The following is a 17,084-nucleotide window of genomic DNA, read 5'->3' as shown; positions in this document are numbered from 1 at the left end:
GGTGAAGCGGGCACCCGCTTCACCACACTCATTTTTTATTCAAACAACATCTGTTCTTCTCTGTCTTCAACTTTAATTTTCTGCATAAATTCATTAAACCCCGCTTCCTCATGGGAAGAATAGGCGCCATAGGCATCCAGCACATAGCCCTTATTGCCTTCCTGGTCTTCCATTACATATAAAATGGATGAATCGGATGGATCAGACTCCCCTTCAAAGCGATAGGTTTTAATGATGAGCAGATCTTCCGGATTATAGATTTTTTGATTGTCCGGCGATTGCATTCTGCCATGATCACTCATCCTTAGCTCATGATCAAAGCCTTTTTCATGCAATTTTTCGAGTACGCGTGTAAGTGTTGTCATTTCTCCTGGCTTTTCCATAAAAAGGGTTTTTAGTTAAAAGGGTAAAGCCAAAATTTATGCCGCGATGTGTGGGCAACAGAGATACACTGGTACCATTTGTGTTAACATTAATGTATCACCAAAACTATTACATCATGCGAGCAATCTGGTCAGGATCAATAGGCTTCGGACTGGTAAATATACCGGTGAAGTTATACAGTGCCACGCAGGATAGCCGGCTGGACCTGGATATGCTGGACAGTAAAACACTGGCCCACATAAAGTTTAAACGTGTTAGCGAAAGCACCGGCAAAGAAGTGCCATGGGAGCAGATTGTAAAAGGATACTTGTATAACGATGAGTATGTGGTACTGGAAGATGAAGACTTTGAAGCAGCCAGCCCCCGGAAAAGCAAGATCATAGAAATTGAATCCTTTGTAGAAGAGCAGGAGATCGATGATATTTACTTCGAATCACCTTACTACATTGAGCCCGCCAAAGGCGGGGAAAAGGCGTATCAACTGTTGCTCAAAACCCTTGAAAAAACAGGCAAAGCTGGCCTCAGCCGCTTTGTACTGCGCTCACAGGAACACTTGTCTGTTGTCAGGCCACGCGAAAATTATTTGCTCCTGCATCAATTGCGTTTTGAAGAAGAGATCCGTTCTTCGGAAGACCTGTCCATTCCGGCCGGTACACAACTGGCAAAAAAGGAGCTGGATATGGCGATGGAACTGGTAAAGCAATACACCGCGAAATTTGATATCAGCCAGTTTAAAGATGAATATAAAGCCGAACTGCTGAAGATCATTAAAGCTAAAGCCAGCGGCAAGAAAACAGTGGTGAAGAAAATGCATGTAGTGCATACAAAGAATGATGAACTCTTTGATCAGTTGAAAGCAAGTCTGGCCAAGCCTGGTAAAAAACGTGCATCATGAGCTTATCAAAATATAAACAGAAACGGAACTTTACAGAAACAACCGAACCCGTTGCAGGAAAGGCGGAGAAGGGAAAACATGTTTTCGTTGTGCAGCGTCATCATGCGTCGCGATTGCATTATGATTTCAGACTGGAAGTGGCGGGTGTGCTGAAAAGCTGGGCCGTCCCGAAAGGACCTTCCATGAATCCGGAAGATAAAAGACTGGCGATGGAAGTAGAGGACCACCCTTATGATTATAAGGATTTTGAAGGGACTATACCTGCCGGAAACTACGGCGCCGGCACTGTTTATATCTGGGATAAAGGCACGTATGAACTAATGAATGCCGATGGAACCGACTTTGATAAAACAGCCCTGAAGGAAATCAAAACGGGGGATCTGAAGATAGTGATGAAAGGGAAGAAACTGAAGGGAGAATTTGCGCTGGTGAAAATGAAAGGACGGGAAGAAAATGCCTGGCTATTGATCAAACACCGTGATAAATATGCAGTAGCAGAATATAACAGTGAAGACTATACGCCGGAGCGCATTAAACTCCGCGGGTTAAAAGAAAAAGAAGCCACAAAGAAGGCGTCAAAAAAAAAATCAGTAATCCGTACGCCGGCACCGGAAGAAAAACCGGTAAAAAGTAAAAAGCCGGAACGGATCAAAAAAGTCTATAAACCCATGCTGGCCACACTTGTGGACGCTCCCTTTGATGGCGATGACTGGCTTTTTGAAACCAAGTGGGATGGCTACAGGGCTATCGCCAGTGTAGAGCAGGGTATTGTATCACTGTACTCCCGCAATGAAAAAAACTTTAATAAAGATTACCCGGCAGTGGTAGCTGCTGTGGAGAATATTGCGCATAATGTGGTACTGGATGGCGAGATCCTGGTAATGGGGAAAAACGGTAAATCGGATTTCCAGTCGCTACAGCAATATAAAACAACCGGCAAAGAGAAGCTGGTATATGCCGTATTTGATCTGCTGCATCTTAACGGCAATGAATTGCAACAGCTTTCGCTGCTGGAGCGTAAGAGCCTGCTTAAAGATATAGTAGATCAACTCCGGAATAAAACGGTCATATACTCATCGCATGTACTTAAAACGGGCAAAGCCTTTTTTAAGAAAGCACAGCAGCAACAGTGGGAGGGGATCATTGCAAAAAGGAGCGATGGTGTGTACGAAGAAGGACGGCGATCCATGTCGTGGCTGAAGATTAAAATTGTGAATGAACAGGAGGCGCTTATCTGCGGCTATACCGCACCCAGGGGCAGCAGGAAGAAAATAGGCGCGTTGGTACTGGGCTTGTATGAGGATAAGGAACTGAAATATATTGGCCACTGTGGAGGTGGATTGAATGAAGCAATGATCAACGATTTATACAAGCGCCTGCAACCTTTGGTACGGTCGTCTTCCCCTTTTAAGGCGCCTGTCAAAACAAACATGCCGGTTACCTGGGTAAAACCGGAGCTGGTATGCCAGGTTAAATTTGCTGACTGGACATCAGGTGGAAATCTGCGGCAGCCTATCCTCCTGGGTCTTCGTGAAGACAAGCCGGCGAAAGAAGTACATCCGGAAACTGCAAAAAAAATTACCATGGCTACTACCATTGAAAAAGACCGCGAGTTAACATTAAACGGCAAAAAGGTGCCGCTTACCAATCAACAAAAAATCTACTTCCCAAAAGAAAAAATAACAAAGGGACAGCTGATCGATTATTATCTGTCAGTAGCAAAATTTATTCTTCCGCATCTCAAAGACAGACCCCAGTCGCTACACCGGTTTCCCAATGGCATCACGGGAACGGCCTTTTACCAAAAGGACCTGGACCTGGAACAAACGCCTGCCTGGATCAAAAGTGTGCCGCTGCATTCCGCTTCTACCAGCAAGAATGTAGATTATCTTGTATGTAACAATGAAGCCACACTGGCTTATATGGTGAACCTGGGCTGCATTGAAATAAATCCCTGGCTATCGCGTGTCCGTACGCTGGATAACCCCGATTATATTGTGCTGGACCTTGATCCCGAAAACATCGATTTTAAATATGTGGTGGAAACAGCCCAGCATATCAAGGCTGCACTGGATACCCTGAAGGTCAACAGCTTTTGCAAAACATCCGGTTCTACCGGGTTGCATATTTATATCCCCACCGGGGCAAAATACAGTTATGAAACGGGACGCCTTTTTGCGGAATTTGTAGCACGCGGGGTAAACAAAGAACTGCCCAAGACCACAAGCGTAATCAGGAATAAGGCCAGCAGGAATAAACGGGTATACATAGATTTTTTGCAGAACAGCCGGGGACAAACAGTGGCTGCTCCTTATTCTGCGCGGCCCAAGCCGGGAGCTACCGTATCTATGCCACTTCAGTGGGAAGAAGTAAATGAAAACCTGCGCATGACAGACTTTGATATCTTCAACTCACTGGACCGGATAAACGAAACCGGCGACTTATGGAAAGATATACAAAACAGTAAGAACGATTTACGCAAGGTACTCCGGGAACATCAGAAAAGTACTGCTTCAAAAGAAGGATAGCCCCTATCTTTGCAGGGCTATGTCTAAAGGTCACATTTTAATTATTGATGATGAAGATCAGTTGCGGAAGCTATTAAGCCGCTTACTGGTATTGGAAGGGTATACGCTGCATGAGGCGCCGGATGTGCGGTCTGCTTTGAAACTCCTGGAAAGGGAAGAGATCCGCGTGGTGCTCTCCGATGTAAAATTGCCGGATGGTAATGGCGTGGAGCTGGTACAGGTGATCCGGGCCGCCTATCCCGATATAGAAACCATCGTACTCACTGCCTACGGAAATATTACGGATGGGGTGCAGGCAATTAAAAACGGTGCGTTTGACTACATCACCAAAGGAGATGACAACAACCGTATTCTGCCCCTGGTGAGTAAGGCTATGGATAAGGCTACCCTGCAATTCCGCATCCGCGACCTGGAGAAAAAGATCAGTGGTAAATATAATTTTGACAATATACTGGGGGTATCTCCGGAAATCAAGGCCGCTATCGCATTGGCGGAGAAGGTGGCGCCATCAGACATGACCGTACTGTTGCTGGGCGAAACCGGTGCCGGCAAGGAAGTGTTTGCACATGCGATCCACCAGGGCAGTAATCGCCGCCAACAGCCCTTTGTGGCGGTAAACTGTAGCGCCTTCGCGAAAGACATCCTGGAGAGCGAATTGTTTGGCCATGTGGCAGGCGCATTTACAGGAGCGATAAAAGATAAAAAAGGATTTTTTGAAGAAGCCCGCGGCGGTACCATCTTCCTCGATGAAATCGGTGAAATGCCGGTAGAATTGCAGGCCAAAATGCTGCGCGTATTAGAAACACAGGAGTTCTACCGGGTGGGCGAACCCAAACCCACTAAAACGGATGTACGTATTATAGCCGCTACCAACCGTAACCTGGAACAGGAGATTGCTGCAGGACGTTTCCGGGAAGACCTGTTTTACCGGTTGTCGGTTTTCCAGATCCCGCTGCCTTCCCTCAATGAGCGTAGAAAAGATATTCCCTTACTGGCCACCTGGTTCATACAGCAGTTTGCACCCAGGATGAATAAACGTATCACCGGCATGACCCCCGCTTTCCTCCAGGCATTACAGCAGCATAGCTGGAAAGGTAATATCCGGGAACTGCGCAACGTGATTGAAAGAGCTGCCATTCTAACGGATACGGATATACTGGATACGCCCACTTTGCCTTTTGATTTTCAACAGGGTATGGGAGATGATCATTCCTCCATGCGCCTGGCGGATATGGAGAAAAAACATATCTCCAGGGTGTTGGCCCATGTTAAAGGCAACAAAACAAAAGCCGCTGAATTGCTGGACATCGGCCTCACTACGCTGTACAATAAGATCCGGGAATATAATCTCACCACATTATAATAACCAGCCTAATAACAGGCACGCCAGTACGATAAATGGCGATGGCAGCCTGGTGATGGTGAGCAATGCCAGCGTACTTGCCATAATCAGCAGGTTGTACCAGTTGACAGGGATGGCAGAGAAGAGGATAAAGGTGGCTGCCCACATAATACCTACCACTACCGCGTTGATCCCTTCCAGTGCGCGGTAAATGACTACATGTTTTTTCAGGTTATGCCATATGGGAAAGAAGAATAACACCAGCAAAAGACTCGGCAGGAAAATGGCTACAGGAGCCAGCACACAGCCCAGAAACTGGTAACCTGTGCCCAGGTTACGCATAGCCATACCGCCTACATAGGCAGAAATGGAGAACGTAGGACCGGGGAGGGCACGCATAATACCGGCGCCTGTCAACAGCTCTTCTGCGGTGAGAAATTGCGACTTGGCGCGGGTTACATATTGTTCCAGCATCATAGCGATGAGGATATCGCCCCCACCAAACACAAGACTGCCGAAACGATAAAAGTTTTCAAAGAGGTTAAACGGCCTTCGCGTGATCCACTCATGAGAACGCGCAAGCTCGGAGAAAACACCCGCCAGTACAAAAACTGAAACGAACAACCATATATTACCCCATTGGATCTTCCTCGGTTTCTCTGTAAGATCAGGAATACGCTTGTTACTGAAATTGGAAACGATACCGCCTAATATGATCAATGCGGGAAATGTCCATGGTGATTTGAGATAGAAGGTGGAAAACATAGCCACCACCATGATAATGAAGGTAGCCACGTTATTAATGCTGATCTTGAAAGCCCGCGTTCCACCATAGGCGAGGAAGCCTACCGCCATCGGCTGTACGTATTTGAAAATATCAGTTTGCAGTGCCCGTTTATCAAAGTATTGCAGCAAAAAACTCAGAGAGCCCATCAGCAAACAGGCCGGTGTAATCCATATCAGCAGGGTAGCGATGGCCAGCCATGCACCACCACGCTTATAGCCTATTAATGTAAGGGTTTGAGAAGAGGATGCGCCCGGCAACAGTTGGCAGAACGCATTATACTCCATCAGCTCTTCTTCCGTCACATCTTTGCGCTGATGTACGAATGTCTTTATCATCATTGCCAGATGACCTTGCGGACCACCGTAGGCTGTAATGCTATGCAATAGCACCGCTTTGAGAAAAGGTATATGACGTAGAAACACAGTTATTTTAAAGTGAATACTGCCTGGAGATTCAATAAGTTAATGAAATACCGGGACAAAATACAACAGCGTTGCTAATAAAGCTAACAAGCAAAGTTAATAAAGGCACAATACTTGTAATATGGGTAAATATTATAACGAATATGGCCTTTTATCCGTTGTGTTGAGCTTCAACTCAACTCGCATAACCCACCGGCATGCAAAGTGCCCGGATTAAAAGAATAACCATATTGAGAAACCGATGAATGATCAAGATTTGCCCCATAAGTAGAATATATGCAAAGTCCCGGTAAGCGTGCTTGCCGGGACTTAAATATGAGAATATCTTTGTTTTCGGACACCCCTTATTTCTTTAATCCAATTTCGCGTAAACGCTCGTCGAGGTACTGGCCGGCTGTTATAGGCTCATACGCCAGCGGATGCTCTGTGGTGACACAGTTCTCCAGGCAATCCAGTTTCATGTCTGATTTTGGATGCAGGAAGAAAGGAATAGAGTAACGGGATGTATTCCACATTTCACGGGGCGGATTTACTACACGGTGCGTAGTAGATTTTAAGCGGTTATTTGTAAGACGTTGTAGCATATCTCCTACGTTTACCACAATCTGTTCCGGTAAAGAGGTAACAGGTACCCAGTTATCCTGTTTGTCCAGGATCTGTAAGCCGTCAGCAGAAGCGCCTACCAACAAGGTAATAAGGTTTATATCTTCATGTTGTTCCGCCCTGATAGCCGATTTGGGCTCCTGTGTAATAGGAGGGTAGTGGATCGCTCTCAGGATAGAATTACCATTATGTATTTTACTGTCAAAATAGTGTTCGTCCAATCCCAGGAACAGGGCAATTGCCTGCAACAGGTAGCTACCTGATTTTTCAAAACCGCGATAGGCTTTAAAGAAAGTAGGTGTAAAAGCAGGTACTTCTTCTACCTGTACATTCGGCGGATATTCAGCACTTACCGGATCATTATCTTCTACTGTTTGTCCGAACTGAAAAAACTCTTTCAGGTCCGGTGCATCGTATCCTTTGGCGTGTTCTTTACCGAAGGAAGTATAGCCCCGTTGTCCGGCCAGTTCCGGGAGTTCGTATTTATGTTTGGTTTCGGCGGGGAGCTTAAAAAACTGTTGTACATAATTGTAGAGGTCTGCAATCAGTTCATCAGGAATACCATGATTCTTTACCGCTACAAAACCAACGTCTTCATAAGCTTTTCCCAGTTGCTGCACGAAGGCGGCTTTGCGTCCTGCGTCACCGGATGTGAAATCTGCGAGATCCACGGAAGGAATGGAGTGGGTAATTGCCATATCTATATTGTTTTGGAGCAATAAAGGTACGTTTAATCTTAATCCAGCTACTGAAAATACGCCGCTTCTTTCAACCCGATATCTACTATTGCATACCGGCTTACCTGGTTGATCAGCATCTCGTCCATGATATCCACCACATTTTCATAATGCGCGGCTTTATCGGCTTTGATGAGGATCATCAGTTCGTTTTTATGAGAGGCGCGGTATACCGCTTCCTTTTTCCGGATGATGACATCACGGATGCCATTTTTATTGGCGAAGCTGGTATAGTTGACCTGCGGCGGCATAGCGGGATCATCGCCGATACCTTCATACCAGGCAATACGGTTGTCCGGCCCTAAGATCACTGTCAGGGCTTTTTTATCGGACAACGGCATCGGATCGCCGTCACTCCGGGGCATTATAAGTTCCATGGTTTTGGGCTTTGTCATCGTGGTGGTAAGCATAAAAAAAGTGATCAGTAAAAAGCCCAGATCTACCATTGGTGTCATATCGACACGTGTAGATTTTTTAGTACTGGTGGTTCCCTTCCCGCCGTGGCGGCCACCGGGAGATTGCGTATCCATATCTGCCATAAGTTACCAGGATTATCAAGATTAATAAGGATTACCGGGATGGGTGTTTTGTTGTCTTTTTATTTGAGATAATGAATCATTACTATAGAGATGTGGGAGCGTTAAAATTCCATACCAGAATTTACCAAGATTGCCAGGATTTACAAGGATGGGTGTTTTATTTTTATTTTTTTTCTGAGATAAAGAAAACTGTTTGAATAACTTTTATTCATCGGAATAAAAAATAAAACCCCGTACGAGCCATGCCTGTACGGGGTTTATAAAAAATAAAATAATCCGCCATTTAATCTTATTAATCAGCATCTGTAAAAACAAAACACCCATCCTGCTAATCCTAAAAATCCTGCTAATCCTGGTCTAGTGTTCGGCGTTCTTTGGTGTTCTTGGGAAAGGTATAACGTCGCGGATATTGCCCATACCGGTTATAAAGAGCATCATGCGTTCGAAACCAAGACCAAAGCCGGCGTGCGGAGCAGTACCAAAACGGCGTGTATCCAGGTACCAGCTTAGTTCTTCTACGGGTATGTGCATTTCTTCCATGCGTTTAACCAGTTTGTCGTAGTCTTCTTCACGTTGTGATCCGCCTACCATTTCACCGATGCCGGGAAACAGGATATCCATAGCCCTGACGGTTTTGTTATCCTCATTCAGCTTCATGTAGAAAGACTTGATTTCTTTAGGATAATCAGTGAGGATCACCGGTTTCTTAAAGTGCTTTTCTACGAGATAACGCTCGTGTTCGCTTTGCAGGTCGGCGCCCCAGCCTTCAATGAGGTACTGGAACTTCTTGTTCCTGTTATGTTTGCTGTTTTGCAGGATGTCAATAGCTTCTGTGTAGGTAATACGTACAAATTCGTTGTGTAATACAAACTCCAGCTTTTCCAGCAGCCCCATTTCACTGCGTTCCTGTTGTGGTTTTTGTTTATCCTCTTCCACAAGGCGGGAAGCCAGGAAGTCGAGGTCATCGCGGTTATGCTCCAATACATATCCGATGATGGATTTGATGAAGGCTTCCGCCAGGTCCATATTATCTTCCAGTTCGTAGAAGGCCATTTCCGGCTCTACCATCCAGAACTCAGCGAGGTGGCGGGCGGTGTTGGAATTTTCAGCGCGGAAAGTGGGTCCGAAAGTATAGATATCACCAAAGGCCATAGCACCCAGTTCGCCTTCCAGCTGGCCGGATACGGTGAGGTTGGTTGACTTGCCAAAGAAGTCTTCTTTGTAATCAATATCGCCGGCTTCTGTGCGGGGTGGTTTGTTCATGTCCAGGGTGGTTACACGGAACATTTCACCAGCGCCTTCAGCGTCAGATGCAGTGATGATAGGCGTATGCAGGTATACAAAGCCGCGCTCGTTAAAGAACTTGTGCACGGCAAATGCTAACGCATGGCGTACCCGGAAGATAGCGCCAAAAGTATTGGTACGGAAACGCAGATGAGCGATTTCACGCAGGTATTCCAGGCTGGGCCTGTTTTTCAGCTGCAAAGGATATTTTTCAGGATCACAGTCGCCCAGTATTTCCAGGGTAGTAGCTTTCAGCTCTACTTTCTGGCCTTTACCCAGTGAGGGAATGATCTCTCCTTTTGCGCAGATGGAAGCGCCTGTGGTAATGCGTTTCAGCAGGGCTGCATCCGTATTTTCAGTATCAATAACTACTTGTAAATTATTATTGGTAGAGCCATCGTTCAACGTTATAAACTGGTTGTTGCGGAATGACCGCACCCAACCTTTTACCGTTACTTCATAATGCGCCTTGTCGTCCGACAAGATTTGCTTGACTTTCACTCTTTGGCTCATAAAATTTTAATTTTAGGACTGCAAAAATAAGTGTAAAACTTCATAGTCCATAACCTGATATTTGGACCTCCGGCAAGATAATTACCGGTTTCCTTTGTAAATGAAATGTTAAAAATCGATATAATATAGAAAATATCATATGATTCAGGGGATGATTGAGGGTCCCGCTGCCACTCTTTTGCAGCCTGGGGAGCCTACCTGTAATTGCAGTACAATGGGGAACTACGGGGGATCTGAGGTTAAATTTTTTTGGAGAATAATAAAACTTGTTTTAATCTTGCGTTATAATCTGCCTGATTAAGTTCTTTAATCATCTTCATCAGCAGTTCCTAAACTCAATCATTCCCTATCAAATTTAATAATCAAATTAAATTTCTTGACGCAAAAACAATTATTTGTAATTGGTGTATGTTGGTATGCAGTGGTACCCGCCTCACAACACTTCTAAAATTTGACAACACAGATGATGTACGACATCTTACAATTGAACGACATGCTCGTTCCTGAGCTGCTTGATATTGCAGAGAAGCTTGATGTTCCCAACGCAAAAAAACTGAACAAACAGGACCTTATCTACAAAATTCTTGACAAGCAAGCGGTAATGGCCTCAGAAGATAACCAGTCCAACGGAGAAGAAAAGAAATCACGCAAACGCAAACCTGTAAAGAAAGACGAAGCTAATAACGTTGCTGAAGAACCATCTAACAACGTTGAAGAAAAACCAGCCGCAAAAAAAGTTACCAGGAAAGTTACCAGTGCCAAAGCAAAAGATACAGACACAGAAGAAACACAAGGAACATCTTCCAAATCCAAAATAAAAGACTTTGATATAGATCTGGACAGCATTCCATCACTCACTTTTGATGATGATGATGATATCATCATTCCTTCATTTACAGAAGATGAAGTGGAAGAAACTGTACCTGCTCCTGTAGCTGAAGAAGAGGACGAAGACGACGATGACGATGATTTCGTAATCCCCGATGGCACGGAAACAGTAGCCCCGGCCGCTCAAAAGCCCCGCTACCCTAAGAAAGAAGCGAATTTCAATATAGAATTTGATGGTATTATCGTAAGTGAAGGCGTACTGGAAATGATGCCTGATGGCTACGGTTTCCTCCGCTCTTCCGACTATAACTATCTCAGTTCACCCGATGATATTTATGTATCTCCTTCACAAATAAAACTCTTCGGCCTCAAAACCGGTGATACTGTGAAAGGCGCTGTGCGCCCACCTAAAGAAGGGGAAAAATATTTCGCTTTACTGAAAGTAGAAACCATCAATGGTAAATCTCCGGAAGAAGTACGCGACCGTGTACCTTTCGATTACCTGACACCGTTGTTTCCTTTCGAAAAATTAAGATTAGTCACTACTTCCAATAACTACTCTACGCGTATCATGGATATGTTTACGCCTATCGGTAAAGGTCAGCGCGGACTCATCGTTGCGCAACCCAAGGTAGGTAAAACCATGTTGCTGAAAGAAGTGGCCAACGCTATCGCTACCAACCATCCGGAAATTTACCTGATGGTAGTACTGATCGATGAACGCCCGGAAGAGGTAACAGATATGGAACGTAGTGTGAAAGCGGAAGTAATCGCTTCTACCTTTGACGAACCTGCTGAAAAACACGTGAAAGTATCTGCCATCGCATTGCAGAAAGCAAAGCGCCTGGTAGAGTGCGGACACGATGTGGTGATCCTGCTGGATTCCATTACCCGTCTGGCCAGGGCACACAATACCGTAGCTCCCGCATCCGGTAAAGTATTGAGCGGTGGTGTGGAAGCCAATGCCATGCAGAAACCAAAACAATTCTTTGGTGCTGCACGTAAAATAGAACACGGTGGTTCTCTTACCATCCTCGCAACTGCTTTGATAGACACCGGTTCCAAAATGGATGAAGTGATCTTTGAAGAGTTTAAAGGTACCGGTAACATGGAACTACTGCTGGATCGTAAACTGGCTAACAAACGTATCTTCCCGGCGATCGATGTTTCTGCATCTTCTACCCGTCGTGATGATCTGTTACTGGATAAAGATTCACTCAAACGTATCCACATCCTGCGTAATCACCTGGGTGATATGAATACCGATGAGTCTATGCATTTCATGCTGCAGCATATGCGTGGAACCAAGAGCAATGAAGAGTTCCTGATTTCCATGAATGGATAATCAATAACGATAATTAACAAGAAAAATCCCGTCAGCATGCTGACGGGATTTTTTTATGAAATAACAAAGCCCCGCCACAGTAAACTGCAGCGGGGCTTATCCGATCTGATTAACCTTATAACAATCTTTCGTAAAAATATCAACTACTGATGCTTAAAATATGAAGTTCACACCCAGGTTTAACTGTTTAGTGAAATTGAAATCAAAGCTGCTTGTGTTTGTTTTAGCACCAGTTGCTTCTAATTTGTTCTGGTTGTAGGCATAACTCAGGCTACCAAAAGAACCTTCAATCATGAAGTGTTTAGTAACGAAGTAAGTGATACCTGGCAGTACATTTACGTTAAAGCCATTGAAACTGCTGATTTTGTTGTCAGCAACTTTTGTGTTACCAAAGCTATAACCAGCATTTGCTTCTGCGAAGAATGCAAATTTGCTCTCACCCAGCATGTGGTAGTTACGAACAAATAAACCCGGTGTAATTTCGAGGGTTTTGGTTTTAACATCAGCTACATTCTTGTTGAATCCAAACTGAGTTTGTGCGAACACACCAACTACCCAGTTAGGGTTCAATGCCAGACCTACTTTAGGGCTAACACCAAATGAAGTGGTTGTGTTTTTTGCGTCTGCGTCTTTTGCTTTTACAGACTGTGTACTTACATTTACAGTTCCACCCAGGATAACATCGCCTTTTGAAAACTGTGCCTTAGCTACTTGTGAGCCAAACAGTACTACTGCGGCCATTACAATCAACTTTTTCATCTTTCGTAAAATTTAAATATACATTAAAACTGTTCACGCGGTCATTGATGCTTCTACATACATTAAAGCCATTCTTAGTTGATTACTGGTCGATATCTTAGTCCATTAAAAAAAATGGAGAGTACTTGCTTTTCGCGATCCATAAAGCATCGCAGCCCATTCCGGTCGTGGGGATCAAAGCCAGCTGCCTGCCATTTGCACCATATTACCCATAATCCGAATAATACGTTGACTAACAACTGGGCGGTCATTTCTGCGTTGGTGTCTTCATTAAGTTCACCGCAGCAAATGCCTTTTTTGATCGTAGCAGAAAGAAAAGATATCTCTACCTGTTGCAGCAGCTCAATTATTTGCCGCATCAGGTTGGAAGGTCTATCCCTGATCCATTCATTTACACCGAACAGAAAGTGATATTCCAGCAACATTTTTTCTTTCAGCTCCAGGTACCGGTCCATGACGGCTGTTGTGGAAGGAGCTGTGTCTACATAAGCCAGCATGTCAAAAAAACAATCGGCTATCATGTGCTCCACCACCGCTATATAGATGGATTCCTTATCTGAAAAATAATAATACAAAGAGCCTTTCGAAATCTCCAGATCCCTGGCGATCTCCTCCATGGTAGTTTTAGACAATCCGAACCGCTTGAAGCGTTTCAATGCCGCTTCCAGTATTAAAGTTCGTTTTTGGTCCTGTTCTGCCATAAATGTGCTGTCAACGGGTAGTCTGACTGTCTGACTATTTTGTTTGACGGGTCAAAAGTACAACCAAAACCCATTCCCACAAATTTTTTTGTTAAGAAATAGTTACGTATGCTACGCGCATTACATCAGAAAGGAAGGAAAACGGGGAATCTGGCGCTGTCAGCAAAAAACAGCGCCGTTTTATTGAATAAAGTCAAATGGAAGGATCGAAAAATTGGAAAATATGTAATAACGGATAGGGGTCAACGAAAAAACACCCGCTTATTCATGTTGCATTCTGCTTAACAGATCTTTCTTCCGTCTTTCCGTAATATCCAGCATCCGCCCGCTTTTCAGTACTATTTTTCCACCACCGGGTTCTATATGGCTGATGTTGGAAAGCTGCACCATCTGCATATTATTGATCTGGTAAAAACGAAGGGAAGAAAAAAGGTCTGCATAATAACGGAAGGGGCGCTCTGCCTGCACGGATGCGCCGGAACTCAGGCAGAACATGCAGTTTTCCATATGTGCTTCCAGGTATTCAACTGCGGGCAGCAGAATGGTATGTGCTTCCTCCTCGGATGTGGGGATCAGCAGCTTCCAGGAAGCATGCTTTACATTATTGAAATTTTCCAGCAATACCTCGTAACGATGTTTACTACTGTTGGCCGCAATGCGGGCGCTAATAAGGTCTACTGCCTGTAACAGGCTTTCTTTGTCTATCGGTTTTAAGATCAGCTCTACTTCGCTGCACCGGATCACGTGCAGGAACTTCTTTTCAAAAGCGGTTACAAAAACCGCCTCGAAGGCCACTTCAGGTTGTGTGCCCATGAGCACATCAAACCCGGTGCCATCGGGCATTTCAAGATCAAGAAATACCAGTCCGGGACGATGCTCAATAATCTTGGCAATGCCTTCAGCGCAGTCGGATGCCGTATCAGCAATCGTTATATGCGGACAATATTTTTCCAGCATGAGGGAAATAATATCCCGGCTGTTTCTTTCATCATCGATTATAACTGCCTTTATCATGTGCAGGTAGCTTACTAACGTTTATGAATATACGATTATAACTGTGGTATTAATATTTTGACGACCGTTCCACTACCTTCTTCGCTTTCAGCGGCCAGGTCTATAATTTCTATCACTATTTCTGTATTATACATTTTATTCAGCAGCTCGGCCCGGTTCTGACTGATCTCCATACCCGACGACTGGTGATGTTGGGGCAGTGTACGTAATGATTTGGATCGGGCAATACCGATTCCATTATCAGCAATCACACATTCCAGCATATCAGATGCTACCTGGTTGAAGTGAATGGAAAGCTTGCCAATAGCCTGTTGCTGGTTGGTCATGCCGTGTTTAACGGCATTCTCCACATACGGTTGCAGCAACATGGCCGGTATTTCCAACTCCGCGGTAGCGATAACGGGATCTACTACCAGTTCGTATTCCATCCTGTTTTCAAAACGCATTTTTTCCAGTCCCAGATAGGTGTTCAGATAAGTGATCTCATCCGCCAGTGATATAAAGTTACGACGGGAAAAGTCAAGTGTTTTACGGATCAGGTAAGAAAAATCCGACAGGTATTTCTGCGCATATTCATAATCGCGCTGCATAACAAACAACTGAATGGAGTTCAGGCAGTTGAAAATAAAGTGCGGATTTATTTGTGCGCGGATGGCTTTCAGTTCAATTTCTGTAAGCTTCTTATCGTATTCTGTTTCCAGTTGTATTTTCCTTTGTTCTTCCAGCTCCTGTTTTTTGCGCAGGATTTCGGTGGTCTGTTCTTTTACCAGTTCTTCCAGTTGCTCGTTCAGCTTACGTTGCAGCTCTTTATTCTTATTAAGTTGTTTAATAAGCAGTTCCTGCGTACGGGTTCTTTCATGATGGGCCAGTTTATTACGATAGCTTAATCCCGCGAGGAAAAACATAGCCTGGAGCAATACGCCGCCAATGAGCAGCATGGTAGGTGCAGCCAGTTCTCCCAGTGCACTGATCAGGCCCAGCGGGCGGAGATGCAGTAAAAAGGATCCCAGGCAAGCCAGGTACAGGCATACGGAGCCGTACAGGAAAAAGCGTACCAGCGGATGATGCCGGGAACGTCTTGCCAGTGCTACAAATACGGCCAGCAGCGGCACAAGGGTGCAGAAATATACGTAACTGTAAATAATCGTCGGAAGGTGAAATAGTCCCTGCCAGATGCAATACATACACACGATGATCAACCCGCCCACGATAGCAGCTACCCAGGTAAACACGCGCTCCATAAAAGGATAGCGTTCTTTCAGGTTCAGGAAAGTATTGCCGAATAACAGGTACATGGGGTAAAAACAGAACAGCAGTCCCGGAATATCCCAGTAATATTTGAGCATGGGCCACTGGTGAAAGAACGAGAGCTGGTATGGTTTACTTTCCAGTTGCAGGGCAAAGAACAGGATGAGCCCCAGGATATACGCTGCAAAATAAATGTAGGACCTGTCCGGCAGCTGTATATAATTGATAACAGAGATACTGAGGAAAACAAAGAGCATCCCCAGTAATACCAGGATGGCCGCTGCTTCTTTCCGGTATATATCCAGCTGCGTATTATGGAAGTTCGCAAATGCATACGTGCTGAAAAACGTGGGCATCAGCTTATTTTCATTGTATGATTTATTGATGATATGCAGATAGTAAGTACGGGTTTGCCCTGCGGGCACTTTTATATTGAAACCATAATGGTCCCATCTTTCCACCCCGCCTTTATCTACCATCAGCCCGGTTTGCATCAACAGCCGGCTGGTATCGCCGGGGGCCTGCTCATACCAGTACAGATAGTCGTGCCAGCCTGCAAAGAGGATGGCAGACATCTCCTGGGCGCCTTCATTTTTTATGTATAGCCGCAGCCAGCAGTTATTTTCACTACCGTTATTCTTTTTATAATTATGAAAAAGCTCTCCGTTACGGGCAAACGGTAATTGGGCTACCTGTTGTATGGTAAGCTCCCCTGTTTTATCGGTAAGTACCTGTAAATAAGGGCGCGCGTCAAGATTTACCGGAGCAAACGTGGTGTTTGTTGTCAGGGTATCTATGAAAGTGTATCGGGTAATGGCAAAGGCTCCTGTAGTGTAACAGTACAACAACAGCATTAGGAAAATGCGCTTCACAAGGCGGTATATAAATTTGGTTATAACAATTTGTCAATAGCTTTGGCCAGCGCCTCATCTTTGGCTGTAATCACATCTCCGGCATCATGTGTACTCAGGTATATTTCTACTTTATTGTAAACATTGATCCAATATGGATGATGATCCATTTTCTCCGCTAGTAAAGCCACCTTGGTCATGAACGCAAACGCTTCCCTGAAATCTTTAAATTCGAATGCATGGTATAGCTGTTTGTCTTTTTCCTCCCACATAACTGGACTTTTTTTAAGGGTAAATTACTGGG

Annotated in this window: 14 protein-coding genes; 4 read left to right on the top strand and 10 right to left on the bottom strand. The window is 44.7% G+C overall.

The annotated features are described in order from the left end of the window. Positions 1–35: 35 nt before the first annotated feature. Positions 36–383, bottom strand: a complete 348-nt coding sequence (locus tag ABQ275_RS22695) for a hypothetical protein (RefSeq protein ID WP_349315426.1) — start codon at positions 381–383, stop codon at positions 36–38. Between the two features lie 116 nt (positions 384–499). Between ABQ275_RS22695 and ABQ275_RS22690 the strand changes: the two genes are divergently transcribed. The 3 genes from ABQ275_RS22690 to ABQ275_RS22680 are packed head-to-tail and all read left to right on the top strand — an operon-like array spanning position 500 to position 5,170. Continuing rightward, positions 500–1,279, top strand: coding sequence for a Ku protein (locus ABQ275_RS22690; RefSeq protein ID WP_349315425.1), 780 nt, complete (start codon positions 500–502; stop codon positions 1,277–1,279). After that, a complete protein-coding gene (gene ligD / locus ABQ275_RS22685; RefSeq protein ID WP_349315424.1) occupies positions 1,276–3,807 on the top strand; it encodes a DNA ligase D in 2,532 nt (843 codons plus the stop codon). Before ABQ275_RS22690 ends, ligD begins: the two co-directional genes overlap by 4 nt. A 19-nt stretch (positions 3,808–3,826) precedes the next feature. Beyond that, positions 3,827–5,170 (top strand): sigma-54 dependent transcriptional regulator, encoded by a 1,344-nt coding sequence (locus tag ABQ275_RS22680; RefSeq protein WP_349315423.1) that lies wholly within the window; start codon positions 3,827–3,829, stop codon positions 5,168–5,170. Here ABQ275_RS22680 and chrA read toward each other — a convergent pair. The 4 genes from chrA to asnS all read right to left on the bottom strand — a co-directional run bounded on the left by chrA (position 5,165) and on the right by asnS (position 10,034). Continuing rightward, on the bottom strand, positions 5,165–6,325 hold the full coding sequence (gene chrA, locus ABQ275_RS22675) for a chromate efflux transporter (protein ID WP_349318805.1): 1,161 nt from the start codon (positions 6,323–6,325) through the stop codon (positions 5,165–5,167). The two genes, ABQ275_RS22680 and chrA, sit on opposite strands and share 6 nt — an antisense overlap. A 377-nt stretch (positions 6,326–6,702) precedes the next feature. Next, the gene (locus ABQ275_RS22670) at positions 6,703–7,659 is read right to left on the bottom strand and encodes a 2-oxoglutarate and iron-dependent oxygenase domain-containing protein (protein ID WP_349315422.1); all 957 of its coding nucleotides are present in this window, start codon (positions 7,657–7,659) and stop codon (positions 6,703–6,705) included. A gap of 47 nt (positions 7,660–7,706) precedes the next feature. After that, positions 7,707–8,237, bottom strand: coding sequence for a biopolymer transporter ExbD (locus ABQ275_RS22665; protein ID WP_349315421.1), 531 nt, complete (start codon positions 8,235–8,237; stop codon positions 7,707–7,709). A 357-nt stretch (positions 8,238–8,594) separates the two neighbouring features. Continuing rightward, the gene (gene asnS / locus ABQ275_RS22660) at positions 8,595–10,034 is read right to left on the bottom strand and encodes an asparagine--tRNA ligase (protein WP_349315420.1); all 1,440 of its coding nucleotides are present in this window, start codon (positions 10,032–10,034) and stop codon (positions 8,595–8,597) included. 463 nt (positions 10,035–10,497) lie between these two features. Here asnS and rho point away from each other — a divergent pair, with 463 nt between their 5' ends. Beyond that, positions 10,498–12,207, top strand: coding sequence for a transcription termination factor Rho (rho, locus tag ABQ275_RS22655; protein ID WP_349315419.1), 1,710 nt, complete (start codon positions 10,498–10,500; stop codon positions 12,205–12,207). 153 nt (positions 12,208–12,360) lie between these two features. Here rho and ABQ275_RS22650 read toward each other — a convergent pair whose 3' ends face one another. From ABQ275_RS22650 to ABQ275_RS22630, 5 genes are all read right to left on the bottom strand, one after another. Then, positions 12,361–12,966: an outer membrane beta-barrel protein gene (locus tag ABQ275_RS22650; RefSeq protein ID WP_349315418.1), complete on the bottom strand. Its 606-nt coding sequence runs from the start codon at positions 12,964–12,966 to the stop codon at positions 12,361–12,363. A 74-nt stretch (positions 12,967–13,040) separates the two neighbouring features. Further along, the gene (locus ABQ275_RS22645) at positions 13,041–13,667 is read right to left on the bottom strand and encodes a TetR/AcrR family transcriptional regulator (protein ID WP_349315417.1); all 627 of its coding nucleotides are present in this window, start codon (positions 13,665–13,667) and stop codon (positions 13,041–13,043) included. A gap of 261 nt (positions 13,668–13,928) precedes the next feature. Beyond that, entirely contained in the window at positions 13,929–14,681 is a 753-nt protein-coding gene (locus ABQ275_RS22640; protein WP_349315416.1) for a response regulator, read from the bottom strand. Positions 14,682–14,716: 35 nt separating this feature from the next. Further along, complete coding sequence (locus tag ABQ275_RS22635; protein WP_349315415.1) at positions 14,717–16,801, bottom strand: histidine kinase; 2,085 nt, start codon at positions 16,799–16,801, stop codon at positions 14,717–14,719. A gap of 20 nt (positions 16,802–16,821) precedes the next feature. Continuing rightward, positions 16,822–17,052, bottom strand: a complete 231-nt coding sequence (locus ABQ275_RS22630) for a 4a-hydroxytetrahydrobiopterin dehydratase (RefSeq protein WP_349315414.1) — start codon at positions 17,050–17,052, stop codon at positions 16,822–16,824. Positions 17,053–17,084: the final 32 nt, after the last annotated feature.

This window comes from Chitinophaga sp. MM2321 (assembly GCF_964033635.1).
Taxonomy (GTDB): domain Bacteria; phylum Bacteroidota; class Bacteroidia; order Chitinophagales; family Chitinophagaceae; genus Chitinophaga.
This window is presented reverse-complemented; position numbering and strand designations above follow the sequence as displayed.